At 62.1% G+C, this 23,838-nt stretch carries 24 protein-coding genes and 1 tRNA gene; 12 read left to right on the top strand and 13 right to left on the bottom strand.

The window, feature by feature from the left end:
* Positions 1 to 348: 348 nt before the first annotated feature.
* Together NKJ00_RS29745 and NKJ00_RS29740 are read right to left on the bottom strand one after the other, a co-directional pair.
* Positions 349 to 867 (bottom strand): disulfide bond formation protein B, encoded by a 519-nt coding sequence (locus NKJ00_RS29745; RefSeq protein ID WP_352613258.1) that lies wholly within the window; start codon positions 865 to 867, stop codon positions 349 to 351.
* Between the two features lie 34 nt (positions 868 to 901).
* A complete protein-coding gene (locus NKJ00_RS29740) occupies positions 902 to 1,489 on the bottom strand; it encodes a YqaA family protein (protein WP_023811139.1) in 588 nt (195 codons plus the stop codon).
* A gap of 276 nt (positions 1,490 to 1,765) precedes the next feature.
* On the opposite strand from NKJ00_RS29740, the gene NKJ00_RS29735 reads away from it, so the two are divergent.
* A tRNA-Leu gene (locus tag NKJ00_RS29735) sits at positions 1,766 to 1,850 on the top strand.
* 42 nt (positions 1,851 to 1,892) lie between these two features.
* Here the strand turns inward: NKJ00_RS29735 and NKJ00_RS29730 are convergent.
* From NKJ00_RS29730 to NKJ00_RS29700, 6 genes are all read right to left on the bottom strand, one after another.
* Positions 1,893 to 3,017 (bottom strand): coiled-coil domain-containing protein, encoded by a 1,125-nt coding sequence (locus NKJ00_RS29730; RefSeq protein ID WP_352613260.1) that lies wholly within the window; start codon positions 3,015 to 3,017, stop codon positions 1,893 to 1,895.
* Positions 3,018 to 3,395: 378 nt separating this feature from the next.
* Complete coding sequence (locus NKJ00_RS29725) at positions 3,396 to 4,676, bottom strand: GNAT family N-acetyltransferase (protein ID WP_128304568.1); 1,281 nt, start codon at positions 4,674 to 4,676, stop codon at positions 3,396 to 3,398.
* Positions 4,676 to 6,076: a lipopolysaccharide biosynthesis protein gene (locus NKJ00_RS29720; RefSeq protein ID WP_128304567.1), complete on the bottom strand. Its 1,401-nt coding sequence runs from the start codon at positions 6,074 to 6,076 to the stop codon at positions 4,676 to 4,678. The genes NKJ00_RS29725 and NKJ00_RS29720 overlap by 1 nt, the downstream gene beginning before the upstream one ends.
* Before the next feature lie 1,641 nt (positions 6,077 to 7,717).
* Entirely contained in the window at positions 7,718 to 7,912 is a 195-nt protein-coding gene (locus NKJ00_RS29715) for a hypothetical protein (protein WP_128304566.1), read from the bottom strand.
* Positions 7,913 to 8,127: 215 nt separating this feature from the next.
* Positions 8,128 to 8,313, bottom strand: coding sequence for a DUF6471 domain-containing protein (locus NKJ00_RS29710; protein ID WP_352613262.1), 186 nt, complete (start codon positions 8,311 to 8,313; stop codon positions 8,128 to 8,130).
* Between the two features lie 192 nt (positions 8,314 to 8,505).
* Positions 8,506 to 9,495: a hypothetical protein gene (locus tag NKJ00_RS29700; protein ID WP_128304564.1), complete on the bottom strand. Its 990-nt coding sequence runs from the start codon at positions 9,493 to 9,495 to the stop codon at positions 8,506 to 8,508.
* A gap of 410 nt (positions 9,496 to 9,905) precedes the next feature.
* Here NKJ00_RS29700 and NKJ00_RS29695 point away from each other — a divergent pair, with 410 nt between their 5' ends.
* Complete coding sequence (locus NKJ00_RS29695; RefSeq protein ID WP_128304563.1) at positions 9,906 to 10,115, top strand: hypothetical protein; 210 nt, start codon at positions 9,906 to 9,908, stop codon at positions 10,113 to 10,115.
* A gap of 309 nt (positions 10,116 to 10,424) precedes the next feature.
* On the opposite strand, the gene secA is transcribed toward NKJ00_RS29695, so the two are convergent.
* Positions 10,425 to 13,157, bottom strand: coding sequence for a preprotein translocase subunit SecA (gene secA, locus NKJ00_RS29690; protein ID WP_128304562.1), 2,733 nt, complete (start codon positions 13,155 to 13,157; stop codon positions 10,425 to 10,427).
* 268 nt (positions 13,158 to 13,425) lie between these two features.
* Here secA and NKJ00_RS29685 point away from each other — a divergent pair, with 268 nt between their 5' ends.
* Positions 13,426 to 14,343 carry a peptidylprolyl isomerase gene (locus NKJ00_RS29685; RefSeq protein WP_023811146.1) on the top strand — a complete coding sequence of 306 codons (918 nt, stop codon included), beginning with the start codon at positions 13,426 to 13,428 and terminating at the stop codon, positions 14,341 to 14,343.
* A 66-nt stretch (positions 14,344 to 14,409) separates the two neighbouring features.
* On the opposite strand, the gene NKJ00_RS29680 is transcribed toward NKJ00_RS29685, so the two are convergent.
* Positions 14,410 to 15,009, bottom strand: coding sequence for a TetR/AcrR family transcriptional regulator (locus NKJ00_RS29680; RefSeq protein ID WP_352441706.1), 600 nt, complete (start codon positions 15,007 to 15,009; stop codon positions 14,410 to 14,412).
* 303 nt (positions 15,010 to 15,312) lie between these two features.
* A complete protein-coding gene (locus NKJ00_RS29675; protein WP_023811148.1) occupies positions 15,313 to 16,542 on the bottom strand; it encodes a caspase family protein in 1,230 nt (409 codons plus the stop codon).
* 169 nt (positions 16,543 to 16,711) lie between these two features.
* On the opposite strand from NKJ00_RS29675, the gene argJ reads away from it, so the two are divergent.
* From argJ to NKJ00_RS29650, 5 genes are all read left to right on the top strand, one after another.
* Positions 16,712 to 17,953: a bifunctional glutamate N-acetyltransferase/amino-acid acetyltransferase ArgJ gene (gene argJ, locus NKJ00_RS29670; RefSeq protein ID WP_352613265.1), complete on the top strand. Its 1,242-nt coding sequence runs from the start codon at positions 16,712 to 16,714 to the stop codon at positions 17,951 to 17,953.
* Positions 17,954 to 17,982: 29 nt separating this feature from the next.
* Positions 17,983 to 18,735 (top strand): GNAT family N-acetyltransferase, encoded by a 753-nt coding sequence (locus tag NKJ00_RS29665; protein WP_352613267.1) that lies wholly within the window; start codon positions 17,983 to 17,985, stop codon positions 18,733 to 18,735.
* Positions 18,728 to 19,150, top strand: coding sequence for a (deoxy)nucleoside triphosphate pyrophosphohydrolase (locus NKJ00_RS29660; protein ID WP_352613269.1), 423 nt, complete (start codon positions 18,728 to 18,730; stop codon positions 19,148 to 19,150). Before NKJ00_RS29665 ends, NKJ00_RS29660 begins: the two co-directional genes overlap by 8 nt.
* A gap of 128 nt (positions 19,151 to 19,278) precedes the next feature.
* Positions 19,279 to 19,593: a hypothetical protein gene (locus tag NKJ00_RS29655; protein ID WP_352613271.1), complete on the top strand. Its 315-nt coding sequence runs from the start codon at positions 19,279 to 19,281 to the stop codon at positions 19,591 to 19,593.
* A 109-nt stretch (positions 19,594 to 19,702) separates the two neighbouring features.
* Positions 19,703 to 19,888 carry a Flp family type IVb pilin gene (locus NKJ00_RS29650; RefSeq protein WP_128304558.1) on the top strand — a complete coding sequence of 62 codons (186 nt, stop codon included), beginning with the start codon at positions 19,703 to 19,705 and terminating at the stop codon, positions 19,886 to 19,888.
* A 28-nt stretch (positions 19,889 to 19,916) separates the two neighbouring features.
* Here NKJ00_RS29650 and NKJ00_RS29645 read toward each other — a convergent pair whose 3' ends face one another.
* Positions 19,917 to 20,792, bottom strand: a complete 876-nt coding sequence (locus tag NKJ00_RS29645; RefSeq protein ID WP_352613273.1) for a class I SAM-dependent methyltransferase — start codon at positions 20,790 to 20,792, stop codon at positions 19,917 to 19,919.
* 65 nt (positions 20,793 to 20,857) lie between these two features.
* Here NKJ00_RS29645 and NKJ00_RS29640 point away from each other — a divergent pair, with 65 nt between their 5' ends.
* From NKJ00_RS29640 to NKJ00_RS29625, 4 genes are read left to right on the top strand one after another with little or no spacing between them, the layout of a single operon-like run.
* Complete coding sequence (locus NKJ00_RS29640) at positions 20,858 to 21,658, top strand: ComF family protein (RefSeq protein ID WP_023811155.1); 801 nt, start codon at positions 20,858 to 20,860, stop codon at positions 21,656 to 21,658.
* Between the two features lie 27 nt (positions 21,659 to 21,685).
* Positions 21,686 to 21,955 carry a glutaredoxin 3 gene (grxC, locus tag NKJ00_RS29635; protein WP_023811156.1) on the top strand — a complete coding sequence of 90 codons (270 nt, stop codon included), beginning with the start codon at positions 21,686 to 21,688 and terminating at the stop codon, positions 21,953 to 21,955.
* Positions 21,956 to 21,965: 10 nt separating this feature from the next.
* Positions 21,966 to 22,832: a carbon-nitrogen hydrolase family protein gene (locus NKJ00_RS29630; protein WP_352632297.1), complete on the top strand. Its 867-nt coding sequence runs from the start codon at positions 21,966 to 21,968 to the stop codon at positions 22,830 to 22,832.
* Entirely contained in the window at positions 22,829 to 23,254 is a 426-nt protein-coding gene (locus NKJ00_RS29625) for a DUF1178 family protein (RefSeq protein ID WP_023811158.1), read from the top strand. The genes NKJ00_RS29630 and NKJ00_RS29625 overlap by 4 nt, the downstream gene beginning before the upstream one ends.
* Before the next feature lie 4 nt (positions 23,255 to 23,258).
* On the opposite strand, the gene NKJ00_RS29620 is transcribed toward NKJ00_RS29625, so the two are convergent.
* Positions 23,259 to 23,744: a MarR family winged helix-turn-helix transcriptional regulator gene (locus NKJ00_RS29620; RefSeq protein ID WP_023811159.1), complete on the bottom strand. Its 486-nt coding sequence runs from the start codon at positions 23,742 to 23,744 to the stop codon at positions 23,259 to 23,261.
* Between the last annotated feature and the right edge of the window lie 94 nt (positions 23,745 to 23,838).

The raw sequence follows: 23,838 nt of genomic DNA, 5'->3' as shown, positions 1-23,838 counted from the left end.
ATCTTTCGAAACATCAACTCCACAAATAATCCTGTTCACGGTAACCTGCCTTGTGCGTACGGTTGGAACCAAGCGACTGTTCGGTTGTGCGTGACGAAGGCGAAGATCCCAAGCTCTCCCGCGGTTGTAACCTCAGGTGGTACGGGCGACTTCGCCAAGCCAAGGTCCGGGCGGCCGCCCGGACCTTGGCTCAATCGCTCTAATCCCACGAAATCTCTCTCGTGTAGATACAAGGTGGCTCGGCGAAGCCGAGACGGAGTGGGGGTCGATCTTGCTCGGACGTCGAAAGTCGCGCCATCCGGCTCAGTCTGGCGAATTTTTGCTCGAACTCTGCGTCGCGCTGCTCAATCAGTCGCGCGTGAAAGCGCCGCGGAAGGCTACGGCGGCGAGGATCAGGCTGGCGATGGCGTTCCAGCCGGCCAGCGACAGGCCGAGGATGCGTAAGGCGGCCTTGTCACAGGACGGCGGCACGAATTTGTCGAGCGCGTCGAGCACGCCCTTGCCGCCGGTGTCGACCGGCCCGGCGCCTGCGGTACAATCGGTCGGGCCGGCCCACCACTGCCATTCGACGCCGGAGTGGTAGACGCCGAGATAGAGGCCGTAGAGCATCAGGATGCCGCCGACGGCCAGCAGGCCGCGCGTTAGCCATGCCGGTGCGTGCAGCATCGACGCAATCACCGCCAGCACCATCAGCGGCACGCCGATATAGTAGGGCGTGCGCTGTTCGAGGCAGAGGTGGCAGGGGATGTAGCCGCCGAGATACTGGAAGCCGAGCGCCGAGCCGACGGTGGCGGCCATGGCGACGGCGAGGAACAAGGCGGTTAGCGTGCGCTGGCGTCCGGTGTCGGCATTCATGGTCGCTGTCATTTCAATCGGTCCGTCCGGCTCGCAATGGTTCTGTTCAGAACGCGTATTTGACCAGGATATAGAGCAAAATCAGGGCAGCCGCGCCGGCGCCGGCGATGAGGCCGAGGCGCTTCTCGATGAATTCGCGGATCGGTTCGCCATAATGGCGCAGCAGCCAGGCGAGCAGCAGGAAACGGCCACCGCGGGCCACGATCGCCAGCACCACGAACAACAGCAAATTGACGCCGATGACGCCGGACAGGATCGTCACCACCTTGATCGGCGGCAGGTGGGCAGCGCCCGATGTGATCAGCATCAGGACGATGAAGCCGACGCCTGCCCCCGCGCGCAGCGCTTCGAACTCGTCGTACTTGCCGTAGAATTCGAGGATCGGCCGCGCCACCGCGTCATAGGCGTAGTGGCCGATGAACCAGCCGGCGATGCCGCCCAGCACCGAGGCGACGGTGGCGATCAGCGCATAGCGGTAGGCGCGATCCGGCCGCGACAGCGCCATCGGCAGATAGAGCACGTCGGCCGGCACCAGGAACACCGAGCTCTCGACGAAAGCGATGAAGGCCAGCCACCATTCGGCGGATTTGCGGGCCGCCAGCGACAAGGTCCAGTCGTAAAGTCCGCGAAGCATCGGCACTCCTAATGCGTGTCGTTCAATTGCGCAGGCAGGTTGGGGTGTAACGGCATGCACAGAACAAAGACCCAGAGCACGCCATCCGTCCCCGCAGACGTGCCGCGCTTTGATGCGCCGCCTGTCTAGAAAGATTTTCCGCGCTGCACAATGGCAGCCCCGTCACGAAATCGAAAGGCGCAGTTTGGTCGCATCTTGAGAGCGCCGGAGAATTGGCCAGTTGACGAACAGCCCTCCAACCGTATAGTCCCGCGCCATCCAGGCCGCCCGGCCTGAGCCCCTATGGCGGAATTGGTAGACGCGCTCGACTCAAAATCGAGTTCCGCAAGGAGTGCTGGTTCGATTCCGGCTAGGGGCACCACCCTTCACTCTTCGAGCTTTGGGTGGCAAATCCCCAACGCGATCAAGACGCCTTGCGCGTCGCGGTGGGATCGCCGTCATTGGCCGCGCCAAGCTCGCCAGCCGCCAGCAATTCGTCGAATGTCCGTTCGAGATCGGCATTGTCATCCGCTGCCGGTCCGTTGGGCGGATCCTGGCGTGTCAGCGTTTCCAGCCTGTGGTGAAGCTGGCGGTTCTCATCGCGGCAACGGGCATGCCCGAGCTCGTCGGTCATGTCGCGCAAGCGGAGATCGGCGAGTTGAACCTTCACCGCGCCATAGTCTCGGCGCGCCGCGTCGCGCTCCTGGCGCAACGTCGCAATCTCGGTTTCCGAGGTTTGGCGCCGATGCTCGGCCACGTCCTCGGCGGGCTGTCCCACGCTCGGCGTTGCGCGGACCACGCTTTGATCGGCGGCGCTGCGCTGGAGCGAGCGCAACCTCTTTTCAAGTTCGACGGCCCGTACCTGCGCGGTGGCGGCGCAATCGCCGAGAACGCCGCGCTGATGCTCGACCGTGGACAGCCGCACCTGCAGGTCCTGCTGCACCAGCATCTGCGCAGACAGTTTGCCGGTCAGTCTTTCGTTTTGGAGCTGGTAATCCGCGACCTTGGAACGAAGCAGCATGGCGGCCTGTTGCAAGCTGGCGAGCCGCGATGCAACGTCCTCACGCGCCTGCTCGGCGGCTTGCCTGGCGATGATCTCGTCGCGAAGTTGCCCCGACACGCGCGCCAGGTTCCGGCCCAGACGCTCAACCTCGACATTCGCTTCGAGGAACCGCGTTGCCCGCTGGCCGGCATGCCTGTCCGCTTGCGCAATGGTCTGCCGTGCCTTGTTGAGTTGGACCTCCAGGTCGGCGATTGTCTTACTCGCGATCGATAGCTCGCGCGATTTTCGCCCAAGCTCTTTCGAGGTGCGATCCTGCAAGCGCTGCAGCTTCGCCACCTCTTCCTGCAATTCCCATTTGTCGGTATCGGGAGCGTCGGCATCGTGATCAACCAACGACCACGCCAAGTCGTCATCGGCACGTGGATCCAGCCTATCGTTGGACAAGAGCGAGGAGCCGCGCATGGCGCGGGCCTGGCTCGAGCCCGTCCGGGCCGAAGTCGAGCCGAGGGAGGCGGCCAGCGTGTCTGACTGGGCCAACCCGGTCACGGGCTCCTCTTCGAAGAGAGGCAAAGCTTGATGCGTTGCGGCTCGAATGCTTCGAATCAGTTCTTCGAAGTCTTCGTCGGCCCTTCGGACAACGGCGCTGTCCTCCGCACTGATGTGCCGGGCGCCGTTGGCCTCATGATTCAGCGACATTTCTCTCTCATCGCTACCGAATCACTAGATTATCGTGAATTAAGAACAAGAATGCGAGTAGGTCTTATGGGCTTTCACTGGAAATTTCTGCGAGAAATCTCGTTTTTTTATAAGCAGAGATCAATATTCGCGTTTGCCTGCTGGCAACCGAAGTAAATTCCCGGTCACCCACCTGTCAAATATTGCAGCGAAGATGTGCCATTCTCCAGAACCGCACCCTGCCTTTTCTTACCGCCGCCCCAGCAAGCTCTTCATCCGGTTGCGCAGCAGGCGGGCCATGTTGCGGGTTTCGCGGTAGAGGTGCAGTTGCGAGGCGGCCTGGCGGGTGAGGCGGTCGGCGTCCGGCGCCAGGCCGATCACCAGGGTGCCCATCGGCTTGCGCTCGGCCCATAGCCGGCTCATCACCGGATGGTCGGGCACCGCGCAGGAATCGGTCATCATGATGTTGGGATCGTCGAGATGCTGCCTGGTCACCTCGATCATCAGTAGCGTGCCGGGCGAATAGCTGGCCAGCGTCTCGTCATAGGCCGTCTTCCAGGTGTAGGCGATGCCGGCTTCGACGAAGACGATCAGGCAGGCGATGGTGCGGCCGTCGAGCGTCAGCGAGTGGATGCGGCACATGTCCTGTTCGGCCAGCCGGTGCACGGCTTCGCGGGCGAAGGCGGCGCGGAAGCGGTCGATCGCCATGGCGGTGCGTTCGCGGCCTTTCCAGCCGGCCGCTTCCAGCGACAGGAAGCCTTCGATAGCATGGCGGATGTCTTCGGGGCCGCGCGCCACGACATGCTCAAGCTTGCCAAGGTCGCCAAGGCGCCGCTTCAGGCGGCGGAACTCGCGATAATGGTGCGAGCGCAGCGAGGCCTTCAGATAATCGTCTCCATCGAGCTCGCTCTCCAGCGCCGGGCGCTGGCTCTGGCCGGTGGTGACCAGCGTCAGGCCGCGAGCCTCGGCCACGGTGGCAAGCAGGCTCGCCACCGGGCCATCGAGCCGGATGTCGGGCAGGACGAACACTTTCGGCAGCTTGAGATGCGGGCGCGACAGCATCGCAAAAAAGTCCTCGACGACGCCGACCGGGTCGTCGCGGTCGACCAGCGGCGTGCCGAGCGGACCGAACGGGCTCGACCATGTGCGCATGACCGGAACGCCGAGCGGCACCACCGGCCGCTCAACAGAGAACGGCACCAGAAGGCGCAGCCGGTTGCGGTATTCGTCGCCGTCACGGATGACCGCCAGCCGCACCTCGCGATCCTCCAGCCGCGGCATGGCCGGGGCCAGGAAGCGCGGATTGAAGAAAACATTGGGCTCGACCGTGCGGGCGCAGAGATAGTCCAGTTCCTCGACCAGGTCGAAGCCGGCCGATGCCGGGTAGATGGCGAGCTTGCGCTCGGGCCGGTTGTTGGCGAGGATCTCGATATGGGCGGGGTCGGCATCGCGGGTCAGCCCGGCGAGCCCCGACACCATGGCGCCGGCGGTGCCGCCGCTGGTTTCCTCAAGCAACGGGATGGCAGCCATCACGCGGCTCCTTTGGCAGGCACGAAGATAAGCATGGCGATGCCGAGCTTGCGCCACACCGTGAAGGAGAGCGCGCCGGCTTCGAAGATCATGGCAAAGGCGGTGGCCATTGCCGCGCCCCACAGGCCGAACATCGGGATCAGCACCACATTGAGGGCGATGTTGAAGGCCAGCGTCATGGCATAGACGGCGGCGCAGATGTTCTGGTTGCCGCTCATCGTCAGCAGGCTTTCGCAGGGGCCGACGGCGGCCCGCGCCACGACGCCGAAGACGAGCAGGAACAGCAGCGGATAGCCTGATGTGAATTCAGGGCCGAACAGCACCAGCATCGGCTCGCCGAGCGCCAGCACCAGCAGCGCCATCAAGAGCGATGGCCAGAACGTCCACGACACCGTCTCGCGGGCAAAGGCGGCAAGCCTTTGCGGGTCGCCATGGGTGAACTGGGCGTAGCGCTGGGCAACGCCGGCCTTGACGGCGAAGTAGACGAAATGCACCAGCGCCAGCGTCTTCACGGTGGCGAAATAAACGGCGACGTCGTTGGGATCCATATAGGCGCCGACCATCAGCACGTCGGCATTGGTCAGCAGGAAGAAGAAGCTCTCGACCAGGAAGATCGGCAGCGAGACGATGAACCATTGCGCGAAATGCACCTTCATCGGCCCGGCCGGGATCTGCCTTTCCATGCGCTGGGTGACACCGACGAGTTGTCCCAGCGTGGTGGCGTAGGTGGCGGCGATCGAGGCGAAGATGGCGGTCCTGGCATCGGGTGCGTAGCCCACGAACAGCATCAGCGCCATGAACAGCAGGATCAGCACGGGCCGCACCAGATAGGTCGGCGACAGGGCAAACAGTGCCCAGCTGTTGGCGCGTGCCAGGCCCGACAAAAGGTCGGACATGGCGATCATCGGCAGGCAGATGACGCCGAGGATGAACGGGATCACATAGTAGTTCTCGATCCAGGGTGCCGCCAGCCAGACGCCGAGCGCGCCGAGCCCGGCAATCAGCGTGGAGGCGATCAGCACGAACAGGCGGCTGGCCAGCACGATGCCGCGCAGTTCGTCCATCAGGCCGCGCTCGCGATATTCGGGAATGTAGCGGATGACGGAGGTGTGGAAGCCCAGGCAGGCGAGGTTTCCGACGATGACCATCGTCACCCAGACGAGGACGAAGATGCCATATTCGAACGAGCCCATCCACCGTGCCATCAGCACCTGGCTGACGAAGGCGATGACGGCGCTGACGATGCGGACCGAGAAGGCGATGACCGACATGCGGCTCGCCTCGCCGCGCTCGTCGGCGGTGAACAGCACGGCATCGATGCGGCCAAGCAACGGCCCCATGCGCAGCGCCCAACGCTGCGGCAAGAACCGCCCGGCAGTCGTGGCCGCGGAAAAGCGCACCCCGATTTCTCTCCGTTTTCCGCTTCTTTTCAGGGTTGGGTGTAGCGGAGACACATTAAGAAACGGTTGGGTGAGGGCGGGGTGCGGCGGGCGAAAAGTCAGCGATTTGGCTTTTTCGAGTGACGAACGTCCGGTGCCATAGCGGAGGGCCGGTAGGGGCGGTGCGTGGCACGCGCATAAGTCATGCCGATGGCGTCGCCATAACGAGGGTGGTGCCGTCATCCATTCGAACACCATCGAAAGCTATCTCTCGGCGTTCAAGCGTGGCATGCGCGGCAAGGTGTCGTCGGCAACGCCTGACTTATGAAACGACTAGTGCAAGGTGAGGCACCCTATGGTGTCTGGCGACCGTCTAAATATCGCTCCAAAGCCAAAGCCAAAAAGGGCTGGAGAGCTTAGTCAGAAAGGGCAATCCGAGCGGTTTAAACAAGCCGCCCGGGAAGCTGAGGCCGACGAAACGGATCAGGCTTAGCGGTATTATGGAGCAAACTCGCCAAATTTATTGATGTTTGCCGTCAATAATCGTGCAAATTGCGACTTGTTTGACAAACTTGGGGCGCGGGAGTACCCCATACATGCCAGTCCTGCAGTATGAAGCGTAGGAAACGCACCTCAAGTTTCTAGTTAGCCGAAAATGGGCGATCCGGATCGTTCCTAGGCGCGCTTGAGGAGTCGAGGTTCGAGTCCTCTGAATGGGTGTGTGGATTGTCGCCCGGTATGGGAAAACATAGGAAACGCTGGAAAAAGCCGTAGGCATTGGAAAAATCAGGAAAATAGAACGGCCTTCCAAGCGCTTGGAAGGCCGTTCGCGTTTAGCCACCTACTTTGGTGCCGCTACCTTGCGTTTATGAGATCCGAAAATTCGGCTAATCAAACTCGGCGTAGGGTCAGCATAATAGAAGCTTTCGAAGTGAACGTTTTCGATCTCAGAGCCTGATACAAACATTTGGCCTCGGCTTTGCTCCTGCCTCGATACCCGTCGAGCCTCTCCAAACGTCGTCGTGGGTACAGGATCGTCAAAAACCATATAGAACTTCTCTGGGTCGGAGAGAATTATATGGTCGATGTTATTTCCTTCCCGGAGGCAAATTTCCTCAGGATATCCGCAATACATCAACCTCTGTTTGTCGTGGCCGACTTTGGTAAGGACAAAACACGTTAGGAACGGCGCGCCTTTTTGTGAGAGCATCGGATAGATAGGTCCATACATCATCCGGCCAATTAAGCCGATTTGGCGGGAAAGTCGCTGGACGGTGCGAGCCAACACGTATGCGAGTAGGCACACCAAGGAAAACATGGCAACAGTCCTCATCGGATAATTTATGAGGAAGTTCGCTATTGTAAATCGCCTATTTTCTTGTAGGTGGTCATCAAAGATATAAACAATGTCATTTAGCTCGGCAATGCCGAACCTTATTCCATTGCCTATTTCATTTGCGATATACGTGTTTATCTGCAGAATTGATATCGTAAGCGTAAATATCATCGTCGAATACAATATGACCGCTATCGACGAATACAACGTTCCAGATGCCAAAAAGGGCCGCCTCACGGGCGACCCTTCATATAAAGAAAACCTAAAAATGAGACCAGGAACGAGAAACAGGAAAAGCGCTAGGGTAGATACGCTTAGCGACATGCCTAGTTGGCTTCGACGGCTTGTTCCCTGATGATAGCACGAATGCGCCGCTTCACGTCCTCAACGTCCAGGTTTTTATCCTTCTCATGGTTCGCTTTCGCTGCCTCAGACATAGCGCGATAAACGACCGAAAACGATGCGTTAGATTCCCGACGCAATTCGTCGAGAACCTTATCCCGATATGCGAATGCGTTCATCGAATTGCTCCCTACGAATCCGCGCTAATCCCAACGGATGCATGCAGCCATTGTTCCGAATCAAACGTTTCCAGTTTGTTAATCGCAGATTTTTCAATCCTTACGTACATTCGAATCGTACGTCAATTGCAACGATCAGCGCAATGGTTGCGGATGCAATCGCTGCAAGCGACTTATGCATTACGATTAATACGTTCAAGAATGTGCGCGAAAATTCACACTTCCAAGCTAACATGGCGAACGCCGATCACGTCTATGCAGATCATAAAAAATGCAGCGGTGAAGCTACCACGGCTTATCTTGTTGGCCAGATTGCGCTCGCTTTTGTGGGCGTCCTTCTCGGTCAGTTTTTCGGCAAGCGCCGCATAGGTTATGCCCCGGCGCTTCAGCTCGCCCTTCAATTCTTCTCGCGTATCAGTCGCGCCGCATCGCTGGCAACTATTTCGGCTCCTATGCCGCCGAGATGGTATGGCGCGAAGACAACCGCCGCGAGGCAAACGGCACTCAGTACGCGATGGTTGTCAGCGCGGTAGGTGTCGCGCCGAAGTCGGATCAATGGTGCGGGTACTGGCAGCGCCGCGCAAGGCAAGCCTTTAGGCGCCGGCCTTCTTCTGCTCTTTCTTTAGGAAGACATCCAGATACTGACCAAGAACGGCAAGCCCGTCAGCGGACATGTTTTCCGGGAAGATCAGTGTCACGTCCCCTTCCTCTACGGGGAATACCGCCTTTCGCGATCCCTTTTTCGCTTCAATCACTACAGTTTCGCCTGGGCGGTGGACCACGTAGTCCACGAGATGTTGCGGCATGGCCGGAGGCGTCTGTGCGGGAGAAGGTTCCATAACTTTGATCTCTTTTACTGGAATCCCCGACATCCCCCGATCGGTGAAGATCCATTGATTGTCAGCCGAAAACCCTAAGACGGTCGCGCCGTTCGGGAACTGGTCCGAACCTTGACTGGTCCACTGGATCTTATCACCGACCTTAACATCAGGGGGAGACTTGTCCGCCCCGTCATTATGATTCCCGGCGCCATTTTTGTCCACATCTTTATCGGGACCGTACAGACCGATGTATTGGGCTGTCTCCTTAAATTCGGCCAAAAGCTCGTTGGCTGCGTCCCTGTTGAAATGAAGATCGAAGACCAAAAAATGGATTAGGGAGCCGTCCGATGCTAGCCCCGTGGGGTATTTTTCGAAGATCGCCTTATGTGCCGTTGGGTTAAGAGCAACCCGCCGTACCAAAACTTTTTTCTCCGTGTCGTCTTCGCGCTGGTCGAGCAGAATGCGTCGCGCGATTTCAGAGACTTTCACTTTGCGCGTGTCGCCTTCACCTTGGACTTCGATTAACCCATAATATCCGAGAGTTGCAAGAATCTGGCGCCCCCCACTGCTCTTGGAGCTATAGCCCCATGCGGTTGCCGCCGATTCGATTGGCGCTGCATACTCCCCCTCTCTTTCATAAAGGGCCTTGGTCTTCTCCACGGCCTTCTGGACGCTGATGGCGGGGTAAGAGGGGCTGCGCCCGACCCGACGCTTCTGCGCGCTCTTGGTCTCAGCGCTCATGGTCTCGCTCTGGTCCGACATTTTGGCCTCCGGCTCTGATTTCCAAGCCTTCATATAGGAAGAGGCTGGCAAAGTCAAAAATCCGAATATGTCCAGACGACGTATTGCATTATGACCACATTGCCCGCAGGATGCGCCGTGGAGATTCGTTCCCCACGGTGCATCAAGTAAAGGTATCGGCATGGAACCCATATAGCTTGACCGCTTCCTGATCTGACGAGGTCTGATCCACCTGGTCAGTTTCAGCAGCCGCCGCTGGGCGGTAGGAGCCGGGGCGCGAATGCTCCGGTTCCACAACTGGTCCGGGAATGGTCCCAGATCAGAAACATGCGACCGAATAAACGGCGCACTTACAACCCGGCGACAATGATTCATCCTTGAATCAGCGTCAACTGTTTATTCGGTCGCATCCTTTTCAGAAAGGAAAAGGGATGAACGACCGTAAGGTGACGCCGGATATGGTTCCGGTGATCAAGTTGGCCCGCTATCTAGGAATCCCGTATTCATGGATTTCGGGCTATTACCCCGGCCTCAACTTTGGCCGGATTGCCGACGTGATGGCGGGGCGCTTGTTCCCCGAAATCCCGCCGGCGGCAGAACTCCCGCTTGACTTCCCGCTGCCGGAAGCAGAAGCGGCTTAAGGCGATTAGATAGGGGCGACCTATAGGTCGCCCCTTTTCAGTTTCCACAGCTTGTAAGGGCCGAATGCGTCTTGGTCGTCGGTCCAGCCACAGTCGCTCACGCCACCAGCGAGAAGGCAGCTGTAACTAATGAATTAACCACCATAAGAACCCTAGCGAACCTAGATACGCGCTCTGTGCAAAGGGCATTTGCAGTTCTGAAACGATCCCAAAGATGTTCGAACGAGGGTTTTCGTTCTGCCTAGGTATCTTAGCCTCGCTGATAGCGTCTTTCATTTCTGATTGGTGGCGGTAGTCCGAGCTACGAGACTACGCGAACGCCCCGTGGCAGTGCTTGTACTTCTTCCCCGATCCACACGGGCAGGCTTCGTTGCGGCCGACCTTGCCCCAGGTGGCCTGGTTGTTGGGGTCGCGGTCTTCGGGAGCGACGACGGCGGTTGTCTCCGGGCGGACCAGGAGGGCGGTCTCGCCGCCTTCGAAGTCGTTTTCGCCGGTTGTGCCGTCAATATGGGTGCCGAACATGTCGGGGGCTTCCGGAGGCGGCGCTTCGGCGGCCTGGCGGACCAGTTCGACGCGCATCAGCTGCGCGGTGACGGCCTGGCGCAGATTGCCCAGCATGGCCTGGAACAGCTCGAACGCCTCGCCCTTGTATTCCTGCAGCGGATCGCGCTGGGCGTAGCCGCGGAAGCCGACGACCGAACGCAGATGGTCGAGATTGACGATGTGCTCGCGCCACAGATGGTCGAGCGTCTGCAACACAACCGAGCGCTCGACGTAATTCATCACCTCGGGGCCAAAACGCTCGGCGCGCTCCTTGGCGGCGGCTTCGGCGGCCTGCCCGATGCGCTCGCGGATGTCGTCCTCGGCGATGCCCTCTTCCTTGGCCCAGTCCTCGACCGGCAGGTCGAGGTTCAGGAACTCGGCGATCTCGGCCTTCAGCCCGGCAACGTTCCACTGCTCGGCATAGGCGTTTTCGGGAATGGCCTTGGCGACGATCTCGTCGATGACGCCTTCGCGCATCTCGGCGATCGTTTCGGAGAGGCCCTCGCCGTCCATCAGCTCGATGCGCTGCTCGAACACCACCTTGCGCTGGTCGTTGGAGACGTCGTCATATTTCAGAAGGTTCTTGCGGATGTCGAAGTTGCGCGCCTCGACCTTCTTCTGCGCTTTTTCCAGCGCCTTGTTGATCCACGGATGGATGATCGCCTCGTCTTCCTTGAGGCCGAGCTTCTGCAGCATGCCGTCCATGCGCTCGGAGCCGAAGATGCGCATCAGATCGTCCTGCAGCGACAGGAAGAATTTCGAGCGGCCGGGGTCGCCCTGACGACCGGAGCGGCCGCGCAACTGGTTGTCGATGCGGCGCGATTCGTGGCGTTCGGTGGCCAGCACGTAGAGGCCGCCGGCGGCTAGCGCCTTTTCCTTCAGCCGCTCGATGTCGGCAATGATTTCCTTTTCCCGCGCCTCGCGCTCGGGTCCGGCCGGCATGTCGCCGAGTTCTTCCTCGATGCGCATCTCGGCATTGCCGCCGAGCTTGATGTCGGTCCCGCGGCCGGCCATGTTGGTGGCGATGGTGATGGCGCCTGGCTTGCCGGCCTGGGCGACGATCGCCGCCTCGCGCTCGTGATGGCGGGCGTTCAGCACTTCGAAATCGGTAAAACCTTCCTTGCGCAGGCGCTCGGCCAGCTGCTCGGACTTTTCGATGGAAGTGGTGCCGACCAGCGTCGGCTGGCCCTTGGCGCTGGCTTCGCGGATCTCCCTGACGATCGCCTTGTATTTCTCCTCGACAGTCCGGTAGACCTCGTCGTCCTCGTCGATGCGCACGACGGGCAGATTGGTCGGGATCTCAGTGACTTCGAGACCGTAGATGTTGCCGAATTCCTCGGCCTCGGTCAGCGCCGTGCCGGTCATGCCGGAGAGCTTCTTGTAGAGGCGGAAATAGTTCTGGAAGGTGACGGAGGCCAGCGTCTGGTTCTCCGGCTGGATCGCCACATGCTCCTTGGCTTCGAGCGCCTGGTGCAGGCCTTCCGAATAGCGGCGGCCCGGCATCATGCGGCCGGTGAACTCGTCGATGATGACGATCTCGCCATTGCGGACGATGTAGTCCTTGTCCTTCTGGAACAGCCGGTGCGCCTTCAGCGCATTGTTGACGTGGTGGACTATGGCGACGTTCTCGACGTCGTAGAGCGACTCGCCCTTGAGCAGGCCGGCGTCGCGCAAAAGGTTCTCGAGCTTCTCGGTGCCTTCCTCGGTGAAGATCGAGGTCTTCTGCTTCTCGTCGACCTCATAATCCTGCGGCTGCAGCTGGATGATGAAGGTGTCGATGGTGTTGTACATTTCCGAACGGTCCTCGAGCGGACCGGAAATGATCAGCGGCGTGCGCGCCTCGTCGACCAGGATGGAATCGACTTCGTCGACGATCGCGTAATTGTGACCGCGCTGCACCATCTGGGCGCGCTCGTATTTCATGTTGTCGCGCAGATAGTCGAAGCCGAGCTCGTTGTTGGTGGCGTAGGTGACATCGGCGGCGTAGGCGGCGCTGCGCTCCTCGTCGGACAGGCCATGGACGATGACCCCGACCGAGAGGCCGAGGAACTTGTAGACGCGGCCCATCCATTCGGAGTCGCGGGTGGCCAGATAGTCGTTGACGGTGACGACGTGGACGCCCTTGCCGGCGAGCGCGTTGAGGTAGACCGGCAGCGTCGCGACCAGGGTCTTGCCCTCGCCGGTGCGCATCTCGGCAATGCCGCCATTGTGCAGCACCATGCCGCCGATCAGCTGGACATCGAAGGGGCGCATGCCGAGCACGCGGCGCGCGGCCTCGCGGGCGGTGGCGAAGGCCGGCACCAACAGGTCGTCGAGCGTGGCGCCGTTGGCGATGTCCTGGCGGAATTTTGCGGTGCGGCCGACCAACTCCTCGTCGGAAAGCGCCCGCATCTCGTTTTCCATGGCGTTGATCGCCTCGACACGAGGCCGGGTCGATTTGACCCGACGGTCATTGGAGGAACCGAAAACCTTACGGGCGAGACCGCCGAGACTGACCATCCAATGGTCCTTTCGATAGAATTCTCAATCTTGAGATGAGCGCCGGCCGGCCCCATCAATTCCACGTGAACACTGGCAAACACATTAGTGAACACTGGCAAACACAAAAAGCGCCCGGAAAACGGTTCTGGACGCAAAGTCGTTGGACAGATAAGAGGGGGCTCAACTGATGTCAACGCCGCGCCGGCCCTGCTGGCTGCGCCAAATTCCGCCACAATCTGGCCGATCTGGAAGCCACCCCTCTTTCAATCCCCACCGGAGTTACCCCATGTCCTTGTTGTTCCGCCGCGCGTCGCTCGCCAGCCTTGGCTTGGCAGTCGGCCTGTCGGCCCTTTCGCTCTCGCCGCTGATGGCGCAGCAAACCGCTCCCGCTCCGGCGGATGCAGCAGCGCCGGCCGCGGCACCGGTCGATCCGAACAAGGTTATCGCCACGGTCAACGGCCAGCCCCTGACCGAAGCAGATCTGGTGCTTGCCGAAGGGGAATTGTCGCAGCAGTTCGCGCAATTGCCGCCCGAGCAGCGCCGTGCCGCCGCCCTTTCGGCTGCCATCGAGATCCGCGTCATGGCCGCCGAGGCGGTCACCACAGGGCTCGACAAGGATCCCGACTTCCAGCGCCGCATGGCTTTCCTGCAGGAGCGCGCGCTGCATGGCGAGATGGTCGAGAAGGGCGTCGTCGACAAGGTCACCGACGCCGAGGTCCGCGCCCGTTACGACCAGGAAATCGCCAACACGCCGCCCACCAATGAGCTGCATGCCCGTCACATCCTCGTGAAGACCAAGGAAGAGGCCGAGGCCATCATCAAGCAGCTCGATGGCGGCGCCGACTTCCAGAAGCTCGCCAACGAGCACACCAGCGATCCCTCGGGCAAGACCAGCGGCGGCGATCTCGGCTGGTTCGGACCTGGCCAGATGGTGCCGGAGTTCGACAAGGCGGCCTCCGCGCTCGAGGTCGGCAAATACACCGAGCAGCCGGTGCAAACGCAGTTCGGCTGGCATGTCATCAAGCTCGAGGACAAGCGCACCAAGCAGCCGCCGGCCTTCGAGGACGTCAAGGACCAGGCCAAGCAGGCGGTCATCCGCGACAAGTATTTCGCACTGGTCAAGTCGCTGCGCGCCGGCGCCAAGATCGAGATCCCCGACGCGAACCTGAAGAAGACGGTCGATACGCTGGAAAGCGCCAAGTAAGACTGATAGCTCCTTGAAAAAGGGCGCGGCAGCCAGGGGTTGCCGCGCCCTTTCTCATTGCCATCTTTACGGGGCGGGCGCCGCTATGCCTCGCATCACGTAGTTGACCGCCTTGCCGATGGTCGCTTCGTCCTCGTCGAGCCGGTTGGTCAACAGATGTCTCCAGGCGAAGGAGGCGATGAGGTCTGCGACAACAGCTGAATCGATTTCGGCCGGGATTTCGCCCCTTGCCTTGGCGCGTTCGATGATCTGGCCGGTATGGGACCGTCGGCCCAGCGAGTAGTCGGCAAGGGCTGCGGCAGCGGTCTCGTCGGACTGGGCCTCGGCGATCAGCGACCGGAACACGCTTCCCGACGATGTCTCGCGCCAGTGGGTGAACAGGTTTTTCAGGAAGCCGACGAGATCCTCCTCCAGCCGCCCGGTATCGGGAACATCGACGCGCTTCTGGCGCTGGTAGACTTCGAGCAGCAACGCCGCCTTGCTCGGCCACCAGCGATAGATGGTGGGTTTGCCGGCGCGGGCCCGCCGCGCCACCGCTTCGATGGAAAAACCGGCATAACCGGCTTCGACCAGCACGGCCTCGGCGGCTTCGAGAATGGCATCGGCGCTGTCGGGGTTGCGCCGCGCACCGATCGATCTGCGCGCCGGATCGGCGTCCTCGGCCATCTCTGTCTCCTCGCCAACACTATCGCCGGCAATATAGGCGACCCGACGCTCAAACGAAACGGCGCGTTTTCAAGCTTCAGGAACGGATGGTAGCGGCAGGGGTTAAGTTTATTCTCTGGAAGTCTACCGGCGTGTCGGTTGGCGAAGCTCCAAAGGCAAAAACCCGCCGGGCGGCGGGTCACTGGCGCAAATCAGCACCATGGGCAAAAATGTAGCATAGCTGCCCTCACCGAGTCAAGAAAAAATTCCTATCGCTATGAGACGCTGCCGGCTTAAATTGCCCGGCTGGCCGTGGGATCACGCCTACTGCATCGCCTGCGATGTCTCGGATTCGATACGCCAGCCGCCGCCGGCCTTGACCAGCCCAAGCGTGACGCGCGCCTTGCCGGTCAGGCGTGCCGCCGACGTGTCCTTTGGAAGATAGTCGTAGCGCATCGCAAAGACTGCCTCGGCGCGATCTTCGCCCTGCGGAGCGACTTCCAGGCTGCCGGCCTCCATGCTTAGCGACCAGGAGGCCCACTGCGCGAACCAGTCGGCCTTGACCTTGACGATGGCGTCGGCGTCGTAGCGGGTTCCGAAGATGATGGCGGATGGGCCGTAGAGCCGTTTGACGGTCTCGCTCATCGCCCTGGTGTCCGGCGTCAGATAGTCCTGGCGCAGGAATTTCTCGATCGATCCCTTGTCGTCGCCGACAGAGCGTTCAAGTGCGGCGACTTCCGTCGAAGGCGCCGGCGCCGCGGCCGGCCTTTGTGGCTCTGCGGGTTGTCCGTCCGAGACGAATTCGAAGCGTTCGAGCAGCGATCCCTGCTCCCAGGGGCGCTGGGTTTCGCGGGTTTGCGAAACCACGTCGCGGCGCACCGCGATCATCATGTCGTTGATGCTCTGGCCGGGCTCGGCGATGTGGCGCAGCAGGGCGGCGGCGAAGGGCGAGTTGCGTCCGCTGCCGTCCATGGCGACAGCGCCAGGTGCCGTCGAGAAGGCGATGAACGAGCCGCGCGTCGAATCGAATTGCGCCAGCCCGGCCAGCGCCTTCGCCGAGCGCGTGGTGGCGGTGCGGCTGAGACTGCGGGCAAATGGATTGTTGCGGCAGGCATCGAGAAACACCAGGCTGACCTTGGTCTGCTGTTCCATGATGTCGAGGACTTCGTCGATCGGCACGGCCTCGAGCTGCAGCTTGACCGGTACGTCCAGCCTGGCGTCGACCGGCACGATGTAGTTGCGCCCGTCGACCTGCAGGCCGTGGCCGGCATAATAGAAAAGCCCGACGCCGGCGCCCTGGAGCGCATCGGAAAACGCGCCGATGCTGCGTTCGAGTTCACGCTTGCCGAGATCATTGCCCTCGATGACCTCGAAGCCGATCGAGCGCAGCTTGTCGGCGATGTCGAGGGCGTCGTTCACAGGATTGGCCAGCGTGCCGGCTTCGGCGTAAGTGCCGTTGCCGATGACAAGCGCTACCCGCCGTTGCGGCTGCGCATCCGCGCTCAGCAGCAAAAGTCCCAGAAATGCCCATGCAAGGATCGCAAGCCTGCCCATGGGGCAGATCATAACGCCATCGGCCCCGGCGACGCCATCGGATTTGAAATGCAGGCCTAACCACGAGCGGGTTCGAGCTCCCGGGCAAGAGCGACGAAAACGCCTTGCGCCCGCGCGGTCTATCGGGCAAACCGGCCTTCCCCTGCGATTTTTCCCGCCCGAGGCCTCCATGTCCACGACGATTTCGCCGCTCGCGCCGAAGAAATACCCCAAAATGCCGGAAATCGAAGGGGTGCGCATCGCCACCGCCGAGGCAGGGATAAAGTACAAAAACCGCACCGATCTTTTGACCATGGTCTTCGATGAAGGCACCGCGATCGCCGGCGTGTTCACGAAATCGAAATGCCCTTCGGCGCCGGTCGACTTCTGCCGGCAGAATCTCGGCGCGGGCAAGGCCCGGGTGCTGGTCGTCAATTCCGGCAACGCCAACGCCTTCACCGGCAAGAGAGGCCGCGAGTCGACCGCGCTGACCGGCGAGGCGGCCGCGAAGGCGGCCGGCTGCACGGCAGCGGAGGTTTTCCTGGCCTCGACCGGCGTCATCGGCGAGCCGCTCGATACCAGCAAATTCAGCCATCTGCTCGCGGGACTGGTCAGCAACGGCAAGCCTGAGCTGTGGACCGAAGCGGCAAAGGCGATCATGACCACGGATACCTATCCGAAACTGGCGACCGCGACCGTCAAGCTCGGCGATACCGACGTCACCATCAACGGCATCTCCAAGGGCGCCGGCATGATCGCGCCCGACATGGCAACGATGCTCTCCTTCATCGCCACCGACGCGCCGATCGCCGCCCCTGTTCTGCAGGACCTGTTGTCGCGCGGCACGGCCAAGACCTTCAACGCGGTCACCGTCGACAGCGACACCTCGACCAGCGATACGCTGCTGATCTTCGCCACCGGCAAGGCTGCCAAGCGTGGCGCGCCAGAGATAACCGACCCCAAGGATGCCCGTCTCGGCGCGTTCCGCCGGGCACTCGGCAAGGTGTTGAAATCGCTGGCGCTGCAAGTGGTGCGCGACGGCGAGGGCGCCCGCAAGCAGGTCGAAGTCACCGTCACCGGCGCCAAATCGGCGCGCTCGGCCAAGCGCATCGCGCTGTCGATCGCCAATTCGCCGCTGGTCAAGACGGCGGTCGCCGGCGAGGATGCCAATTGGGGCCGCGTCGTCATGGCCGTCGGCAAGGCCGGCGAGCCCGCCGATCGCGACCGGCTGTCGATCTGGTTCGGCGACAACAGGCTGGCGCATGAAGGCGAGCGCGATCCTGGCTATTCCGAGCAGGCGACGTCGGCCTATATGAAGCGCGACGACATCCGTATCCGCGCCGATATCGGCATCGGCCGCGGCAAGGCGACGGTGTGGACTTGCGATCTCACCAAGGAATATGTCGCCATCAATGGCGATTATCGGAGCTGATGGTTTTGGGTTCCAGGCATCCGGCAAGCATGCTCGCGATCGTGCGCCGCTACGAGGCGGCCGGCTTTCGCGCCTGGCCGGCAGCCGCCATCCATTATGACGGCACCTGGGTGGTGCGGCTGACCGCCGGCCATCCGGCCAAGCGGCTGAACTCGGTCAATCCGCTCGATCCAGGCGATACCCAGCACATTGCCGACCGTATCGGCCGGGCCAGCCGCCGTTTCGATGCCTATGGAAGGCCGCTGACGTTCCGCATGTCGCCGCTGTCGGGCCCAGATCTCGCCAGCCATCTCGACCGCGAGGGCTGGAGCCGGTTCGACGAGTCGCTGGTCATGCGGCTGCCGCTGGCCGGCGCGCAGCTCGACGCCGCCATGGACCAGATTCCGCTCAAGGACATCAGCCGCTTCATCGGCGCGTCGCTCAAGGTCAGCGGTTCGGATGTTTCGCTGCGGCCCGGCCTGTCGGAGATCATCGGCGCCATCCAGCCCGAAGCCGGGCTGTTCGCGCTCGAAGATGGAGCCGAGGCGCTGGCGACGCTTATCTGCGTGCATGACGGCGATCTCGCCGGCCTGTTCGAGGTCGCCACCGACAAGTCGGCACGCAACAGGGGCCATGGCCGCAACCTGATCCTGTCGGCGCTCAAATGGGCGCGACTGCGGGGCGCGCGGGAAGCCTGGCTGCAGGTCGAGGCCAACAATGTGCCGGCGCTGGCGCTCTACCATTCGCTCGGCTTCGAGGAAGTCTATCGCTACCACTATCGCCGGCCCCCGGGTCATGAATGATGTCGTGACCGCCGGCAAACGCCTGCTCCTGGTCGCCGCCTGCGCGCTGGTCGATGCCGACGGCCGGGTGCTTCTGGCGCAGCGGCCTCAGGGCAAGCAACTTGCCGGGTTGTGGGAATTTCCCGGCGGCAAGGTCGAGCCCGGCGAGACGCCCGAACAATGCATCATTCGCGAACTGCATGAGGAAATCGGCATCGAAACCGACATCCCGTGCCTGGCGCCGCTTACTTTCGCCAGTCATTCCTACGACGATTTCCACCTGCTGATGCCGCTGTTCGTCTGCCGCCGCTTTCGCGGCATAGCCCAGCCCAGGGAAGTGCAGACGCTGAAATGGGTGCGGCCGAAGCAGATGCGCGACTATCCGATGCCGCCGGCCGATGCGCCGCTGATCCCGTTCCTCATCGATCTTCTCTGAGGCTCGCGTTCGGTCGGTTCCTGGCCGAGGCGTGTATCAGCCAGCGTTAATGGAAGATTTATCTCGTCGTGAAAAATTGAGGCATGGCCGTTCGCGGCCGAGCCGTCGATTTGCCGGGGAGCGATAGCATGAGCCTAGACAGGGATTGGGACTCGATCCGGCCCGAGCGCGGCTTTCGCGCCGCCGATGCGGGCATGGGCATATTGCGCATCACGCTGCTGTTCGGTTCGGCCGCGGTGGCGCTGGCGCTGATCGCAACCCCTTTCCTCGACAGCCAGACACGCTCGCTCTCGGCCCGTGATGGTTTAGGCGGGCTCGACATGGCGGCCACAGGCTCGATCGGCCATCGCGAAACCTACACGCTGCGCCGCAGCGTGCTGCAGCCGCAGCCGAGCTCGGTCTGCATCATCAGGTCCAATGGCAGGAGCAGCGGCGACTGCTGACATGGTTAAGAGATTTTGGAAAGGCGGCAGCTTCATCGCCTGTTAAGCCTTTGCCGTTAACCTTTCTTAACAGGTCGGCTGTAAGGTCCCGGACAGAGGGGTTAAGGCCATGAAAGCAGTGCTGCTGCGTTTTCTGAACGACGAGACCGGCGCCACGGCCGTCGAATATAGCCTGATCGTCGCCGTGCTGTCACTGGCTATCGTCGGCGGCATCGGCCGGGTCTTCGACTCGCTCACCTGGCTGTTCAGCGACAATAACAGCAAGCTTGCGAACGCTTTCGCACCCACTCCCTGATCCGGCTTTTCCGCGCCTGCGGGCAGGATCATTGCCCGCCGGGCGTCTCCAGAATTGTTTTCAGCGAGACCTTGGCCGACCCTGGCTTCAGCGGTTTTTGCTGCGATGCGTCGGGCGCCCAGCCGGACATCCAGACAATCGAGAAGCTTGCCCTCACGCGCCCGTCGGGGTCGGAAAACCGCTCGGCGTAGATTTCCGCCGCACGGGCAAACAGCTTGCGCGAGCCCGGCCGCCGGCTGCGATCGGTGAGCGCATTGGTCTCGCCCATGGCCCGCAAATCGGCCATAAGGTTAAACAGGCTGGCATAGCGCACGGTCACCGTCTCGACGTCGGCGACCGGCAGAGCGAGACCGGCGCGCTGCAGCAGCCCACCGGCATCGCGCACGTCGGTGAACGGGGCGACACGCGGGCTGGCGCCGCCGTAAAGCTCGGTCTCGGCCGAAAGCAGGCTTTCGCGCAACTCGAAAAGCGTACCGGCGCCGGCAAAGGCGCCGAGGAAAAGCCCATCCGGCCGCAACGCACGGCGGATCTGGATCAGCATGCCGGGGATGTCGTTCATGGCCTGCAGCGACAGAAGCGACACCGCCAGATCGAGGCTTTCCGCTTCGAACGGCACGGTTTCGAGCGGTGCGATCAAGCCGGCGCCGCCACCGCTCAGGAAGGCCGTGTCCGCCTCGACGCGGACAATGTCGGCGACCTTGCTGCTTTCGGCGAGCGTTTCGGCCGCCGCCGGCGTCTGGCAAAACAGCACAGCCGCCTTGCCGAACCTGCGCTCGACGGCGCCCAGCCGGTCGGCAAGGTCCTCGGCCGTGCGGCGCATGAGAAAGTCCGCACCGTCGACCGGATGGGCAAGCGCGCGCCGCTTGTGCGCCAGCCACAGAGAGGTATCCATTATCGGCTGCAACGGGCAGATCCTTTGTTTGTCCACGCTCCGAGATCGTTGATATAGTGGCGTGCAGGAGCAACCACCTGGCCGATCCGATGCCCAAGATCAAGTCCATCGGAATAACGAACCTGGCCCGGTCGGTTGTCGGCTGGCCGGCGCGGATGCTGTTTCCGCCGGTCTGCGCCGGTTGCCGCCGGCATGTCTCGCAGCCAGGCGTGCTGTGCGGCGCCTGCTGGCCGAAGCTCAGGCTGCTGGAGCGGCCATGGTGCCCGGTCATGGGCACGCCGTTCACCCACCATATGGGCGAAGGCTTTCTGTCGGCCGAGGCGATTGCCGATCCGCCGCCTTTCGAGCGGGCGCGGGCGGCGGTCGCCTATTCCGGCGTCGCCCGACAGATGGTGCAGGGGCTGAAATACCAGGATCGCACCGATCTGGCACCATGGATGGCGCGCTGGATGGTTCGCGCCGGTGCCGATCTCATCGCCGACGCGGATGTGGTGGTGCCGGTGCCGCTGCACTGGCGGCGCTTTTTCAGGCGGCGCTTCAACCAATCTGCGGAACTGGCGAGGGCCGTCTCGACGCTCAGTGAATTGCCCTTCGCCCCCTCGGCGGTGCGGCGCGTGAAACTCACCCGCCAGCAGGTCGGGCTGGAGCGCGGGGAACGCGAGGAAAATGTGCGGGCCGCCTTTCGGGTACCCGCCGAGGCGGAAATCGAGATCGCCGGCCGCAGGGTGCTTTTGATCGACGATGTCTACACCACCGGCGCCACGGTGCGCTCCGCCACCAAGGCGCTGAAAAGGGGAGGTGCGGCCGCCGTCGACGTGCTGACCTTTGCCCGTGTGTTGCCGGGGGACTTCCGGGCGGACGAGTCCGCGACTATATAAGTCGGCAACGAACAGCGGAAATTCGTCATGGTCGATGTCACGATCTACACCCGCATGATGTGCGGCTATTGCACGGCAGCCAAGCGGCTGCTCGAGCGCAAGGGCATAGCCTTTACCGAGCACGATGCCTCCTTCTCGCCGGAACTGCGCCAGGAGATGATCTCCCGGGCGCATGGCCGCTCGACCTTTCCGCAGATTTTTATCGGCGATACGCATGTCGGTGGCTGTGACGATCTCCACGAGCTGGAGGCCGAAGGCCGGCTCGACAAACTGCTCGCTGACGGCGCGACGAATTAAGGGAATGACGATGGGTGTTTTCAAAGCCGCTGCGATCCAGATGCGTTCAGGCGAGAGCCCCGAGCGCAACGCCGTCGATCTCGAACGGCTGGTGCGTGAAGCAGCTGGCCAAGGTGCCGCCTACATCCAGACGCCGGAAATGACCGGCGCGCTGATCCGCGACAAGGAAGCTCGCGCCGCCTCCTTCACCTCCGAGGACAACGATATCGTCGTTTCGACCGCGCGCAAGCTGGCCAAGGAACTCGGCGTCTTCCTGCATATCGGCTCGACAGCCATTTTACGCGCCGACGGCAAGCTCGCCAACCGGGCGCTGCTGTTCGGGCCGGACGGCGCCACGCTCGCGACATACGACAAGATCCACATGTTCGACGTCGATCTCGACAATGGCGAGAGCTGGCGCGAATCCGCCGCCTATGAGCCGGGCACCGAGGCCGTCGTCACCGAGATCGAGGGTGCAAAGCTCGGCTTCGCCGTTTGCTACGATCTGCGCTTTCCGCAACTCTTCCGCGCCGAGGCACTGGCCGGCGCCGACCTGCTTTCCGTACCTGCCGCCTTCACCCGGCAGACGGGTGAGGCGCACTGGCATGTGCTGCTCAGGGCCCGCGCCATCGAGAATGGCGCCTATGTCGTCGCCGCCGCGCAGGGCGGCTTGCATGAGGATGGCCGCGAGACCTACGGTCATTCGCTGATCGTCGATCCGTGGGGCCGTATCATCGCGGAAGCCGCGCATGACGAGCCGGCGGTGATCATCGCCGAGATCGACCCGGCGCAGTCGCTTGCCGCGCGCAAGAAGATCCCCAATCTCAGGAATGCGCGGGATTTCGCCGTCAATGCTGGCTTGGGCGAGGCGCCGCGGCTCAGGGGTGCAGCCTCTTGATCCGTTTTGCCCTGATCTGTGAGCACGAGCACGAATTCGAAGGCTGGTTCCGCAGCAACGACGATTTCGACACCCAGAAGAAGCGCGGCTTTGTCGATTGCCCCACCTGCGGTTCGCACAAGGTGCAGAAAGCGCTGATGGCGCCGGCTGTCTCCACGGCGCGCAAGCAGGAAACCATAGCGCTCGCCATGGGCGAGGCGCAGAAGCAGGCTCTGGCGCAGCTGAAGGCGATGGCCGAGAAGGTGCGCGAGAATGCCGACTATGTCGGCGACAAGTTCGCCGAGGAAGCGCGAAAGATCCATTTCGGCGAGAGCGACCCGCGCGGCATCTATGGCGAGGCGACGCTGGACGAGGCCAAGAGCCTGGCCGAGGATGGCGTCGAGTTCATGCCTATCCCGGTATTCCCGGACGATCGCAACTGACCGGCTAGCTGACGCTACCGATCAATTTCTCAAGCAGCCGAGAGAGCGTTTCGCGTTCCGCCTGCGTCAAGCCCGAGAGAACCGCGTGCTCGTTGGCCACGTGGGCGGTAACGGCCTCGTCGACCAGCGCCAAGCCCTTTTCGGTCAGCCTCACGACAATGCCGCGTCTATCGTTGGGATGAGGCCCACGCAGGATCAATCCGGACGTTTCGAGCCGGTCGAGCCGGTTGGTCATGGCGCCCGATGTGACCATCGTCGCTTCATAGAGAGCGGTCGGCGTCAGCGCATAGGGTGAGCCAGCGCGGCGCAGCGTCGCCAGCACGTCGAACTCGCCCGACTGCAATCCATAGCGGGCAAACAACGGCGCCAGGCGCTCGCGGGCGATCAGCGAGGAGGCCTCGTTCAGCCGTCCGAGCACGGCCATCGGCGAGACATCCAGATCGGGCCGCTCCCGCTTCCATTGCTCGATCGCTCTTGCTGCCCTGTCCAACTGTCTCACCATTATTTATCTTGACGTTAAGAATCTTGCCATTATCTTATCGTAACATGCAATGCCGGCCAAGAGCCGCCGCGCTACAGGATTC

It is taken from the genome of Mesorhizobium sp. M0227 (genome assembly GCF_040321855.1).
In the GTDB taxonomy this organism is placed as follows: Bacteria; Pseudomonadota; Alphaproteobacteria; order Rhizobiales; family Rhizobiaceae; genus Mesorhizobium.
The sequence above is the reverse complement of the archived record's forward strand: the minus strand, read 5'-3'. Positions and strand labels throughout refer to the sequence as shown.

Excerpts from the sequence above, each read along its gene's own strand:
- NKJ00_RS29745 (WP_352613258.1), bottom strand. The coding sequence starts at position 867 with ATGACAGCGACCATGAATGCCGACACCGGACGCCAGCGCACGCTAACC.
- NKJ00_RS29740 (WP_023811139.1), bottom strand. The coding sequence starts at position 1,489 with ATGCTTCGCGGACTTTACGACTGGACCTTGTCGCTGGCGGCCCGCAAA.
- NKJ00_RS29725 (WP_128304568.1), bottom strand. The coding sequence starts at position 4,676 with ATGGCTGCCATCCCGTTGCTTGAGGAAACCAGCGGCGGCACCGCCGGC.
- NKJ00_RS29715 (WP_128304566.1), bottom strand. The coding sequence starts at position 7,912 with ATGAACGCATTCGCATATCGGGATAAGGTTCTCGACGAATTGCGTCGG.
- NKJ00_RS29700 (WP_128304564.1), bottom strand. The coding sequence starts at position 9,495 with ATGTCGGACCAGAGCGAGACCATGAGCGCTGAGACCAAGAGCGCGCAG.
- NKJ00_RS29695 (WP_128304563.1), top strand. The coding sequence starts at position 9,906 with ATGAACGACCGTAAGGTGACGCCGGATATGGTTCCGGTGATCAAGTTG.
- secA (WP_128304562.1), bottom strand. The coding sequence starts at position 13,157 with ATGGTCAGTCTCGGCGGTCTCGCCCGTAAGGTTTTCGGTTCCTCCAAT.
- NKJ00_RS29685 (WP_023811146.1), top strand. The coding sequence starts at position 13,426 with ATGTCCTTGTTGTTCCGCCGCGCGTCGCTCGCCAGCCTTGGCTTGGCA.
- NKJ00_RS29680 (WP_352441706.1), bottom strand. The coding sequence starts at position 15,009 with ATGGCCGAGGACGCCGATCCGGCGCGCAGATCGATCGGTGCGCGGCGC.
- NKJ00_RS29675 (WP_023811148.1), bottom strand. The coding sequence starts at position 16,542 with ATGGGCAGGCTTGCGATCCTTGCATGGGCATTTCTGGGACTTTTGCTG.
- argJ (WP_352613265.1), top strand. The coding sequence starts at position 16,712 with ATGTCCACGACGATTTCGCCGCTCGCGCCGAAGAAATACCCCAAAATG.
- NKJ00_RS29665 (WP_352613267.1), top strand. The coding sequence starts at position 17,983 with ATGCTCGCGATCGTGCGCCGCTACGAGGCGGCCGGCTTTCGCGCCTGG.
- NKJ00_RS29660 (WP_352613269.1), top strand. The coding sequence starts at position 18,728 with ATGAATGATGTCGTGACCGCCGGCAAACGCCTGCTCCTGGTCGCCGCC.
- NKJ00_RS29655 (WP_352613271.1), top strand. The coding sequence starts at position 19,279 with ATGAGCCTAGACAGGGATTGGGACTCGATCCGGCCCGAGCGCGGCTTT.
- NKJ00_RS29650 (WP_128304558.1), top strand. The coding sequence starts at position 19,703 with ATGAAAGCAGTGCTGCTGCGTTTTCTGAACGACGAGACCGGCGCCACG.
- grxC (WP_023811156.1), top strand. The coding sequence starts at position 21,686 with ATGGTCGATGTCACGATCTACACCCGCATGATGTGCGGCTATTGCACG.
- NKJ00_RS29630 (WP_352632297.1), top strand. The coding sequence starts at position 21,966 with ATGGGTGTTTTCAAAGCCGCTGCGATCCAGATGCGTTCAGGCGAGAGC.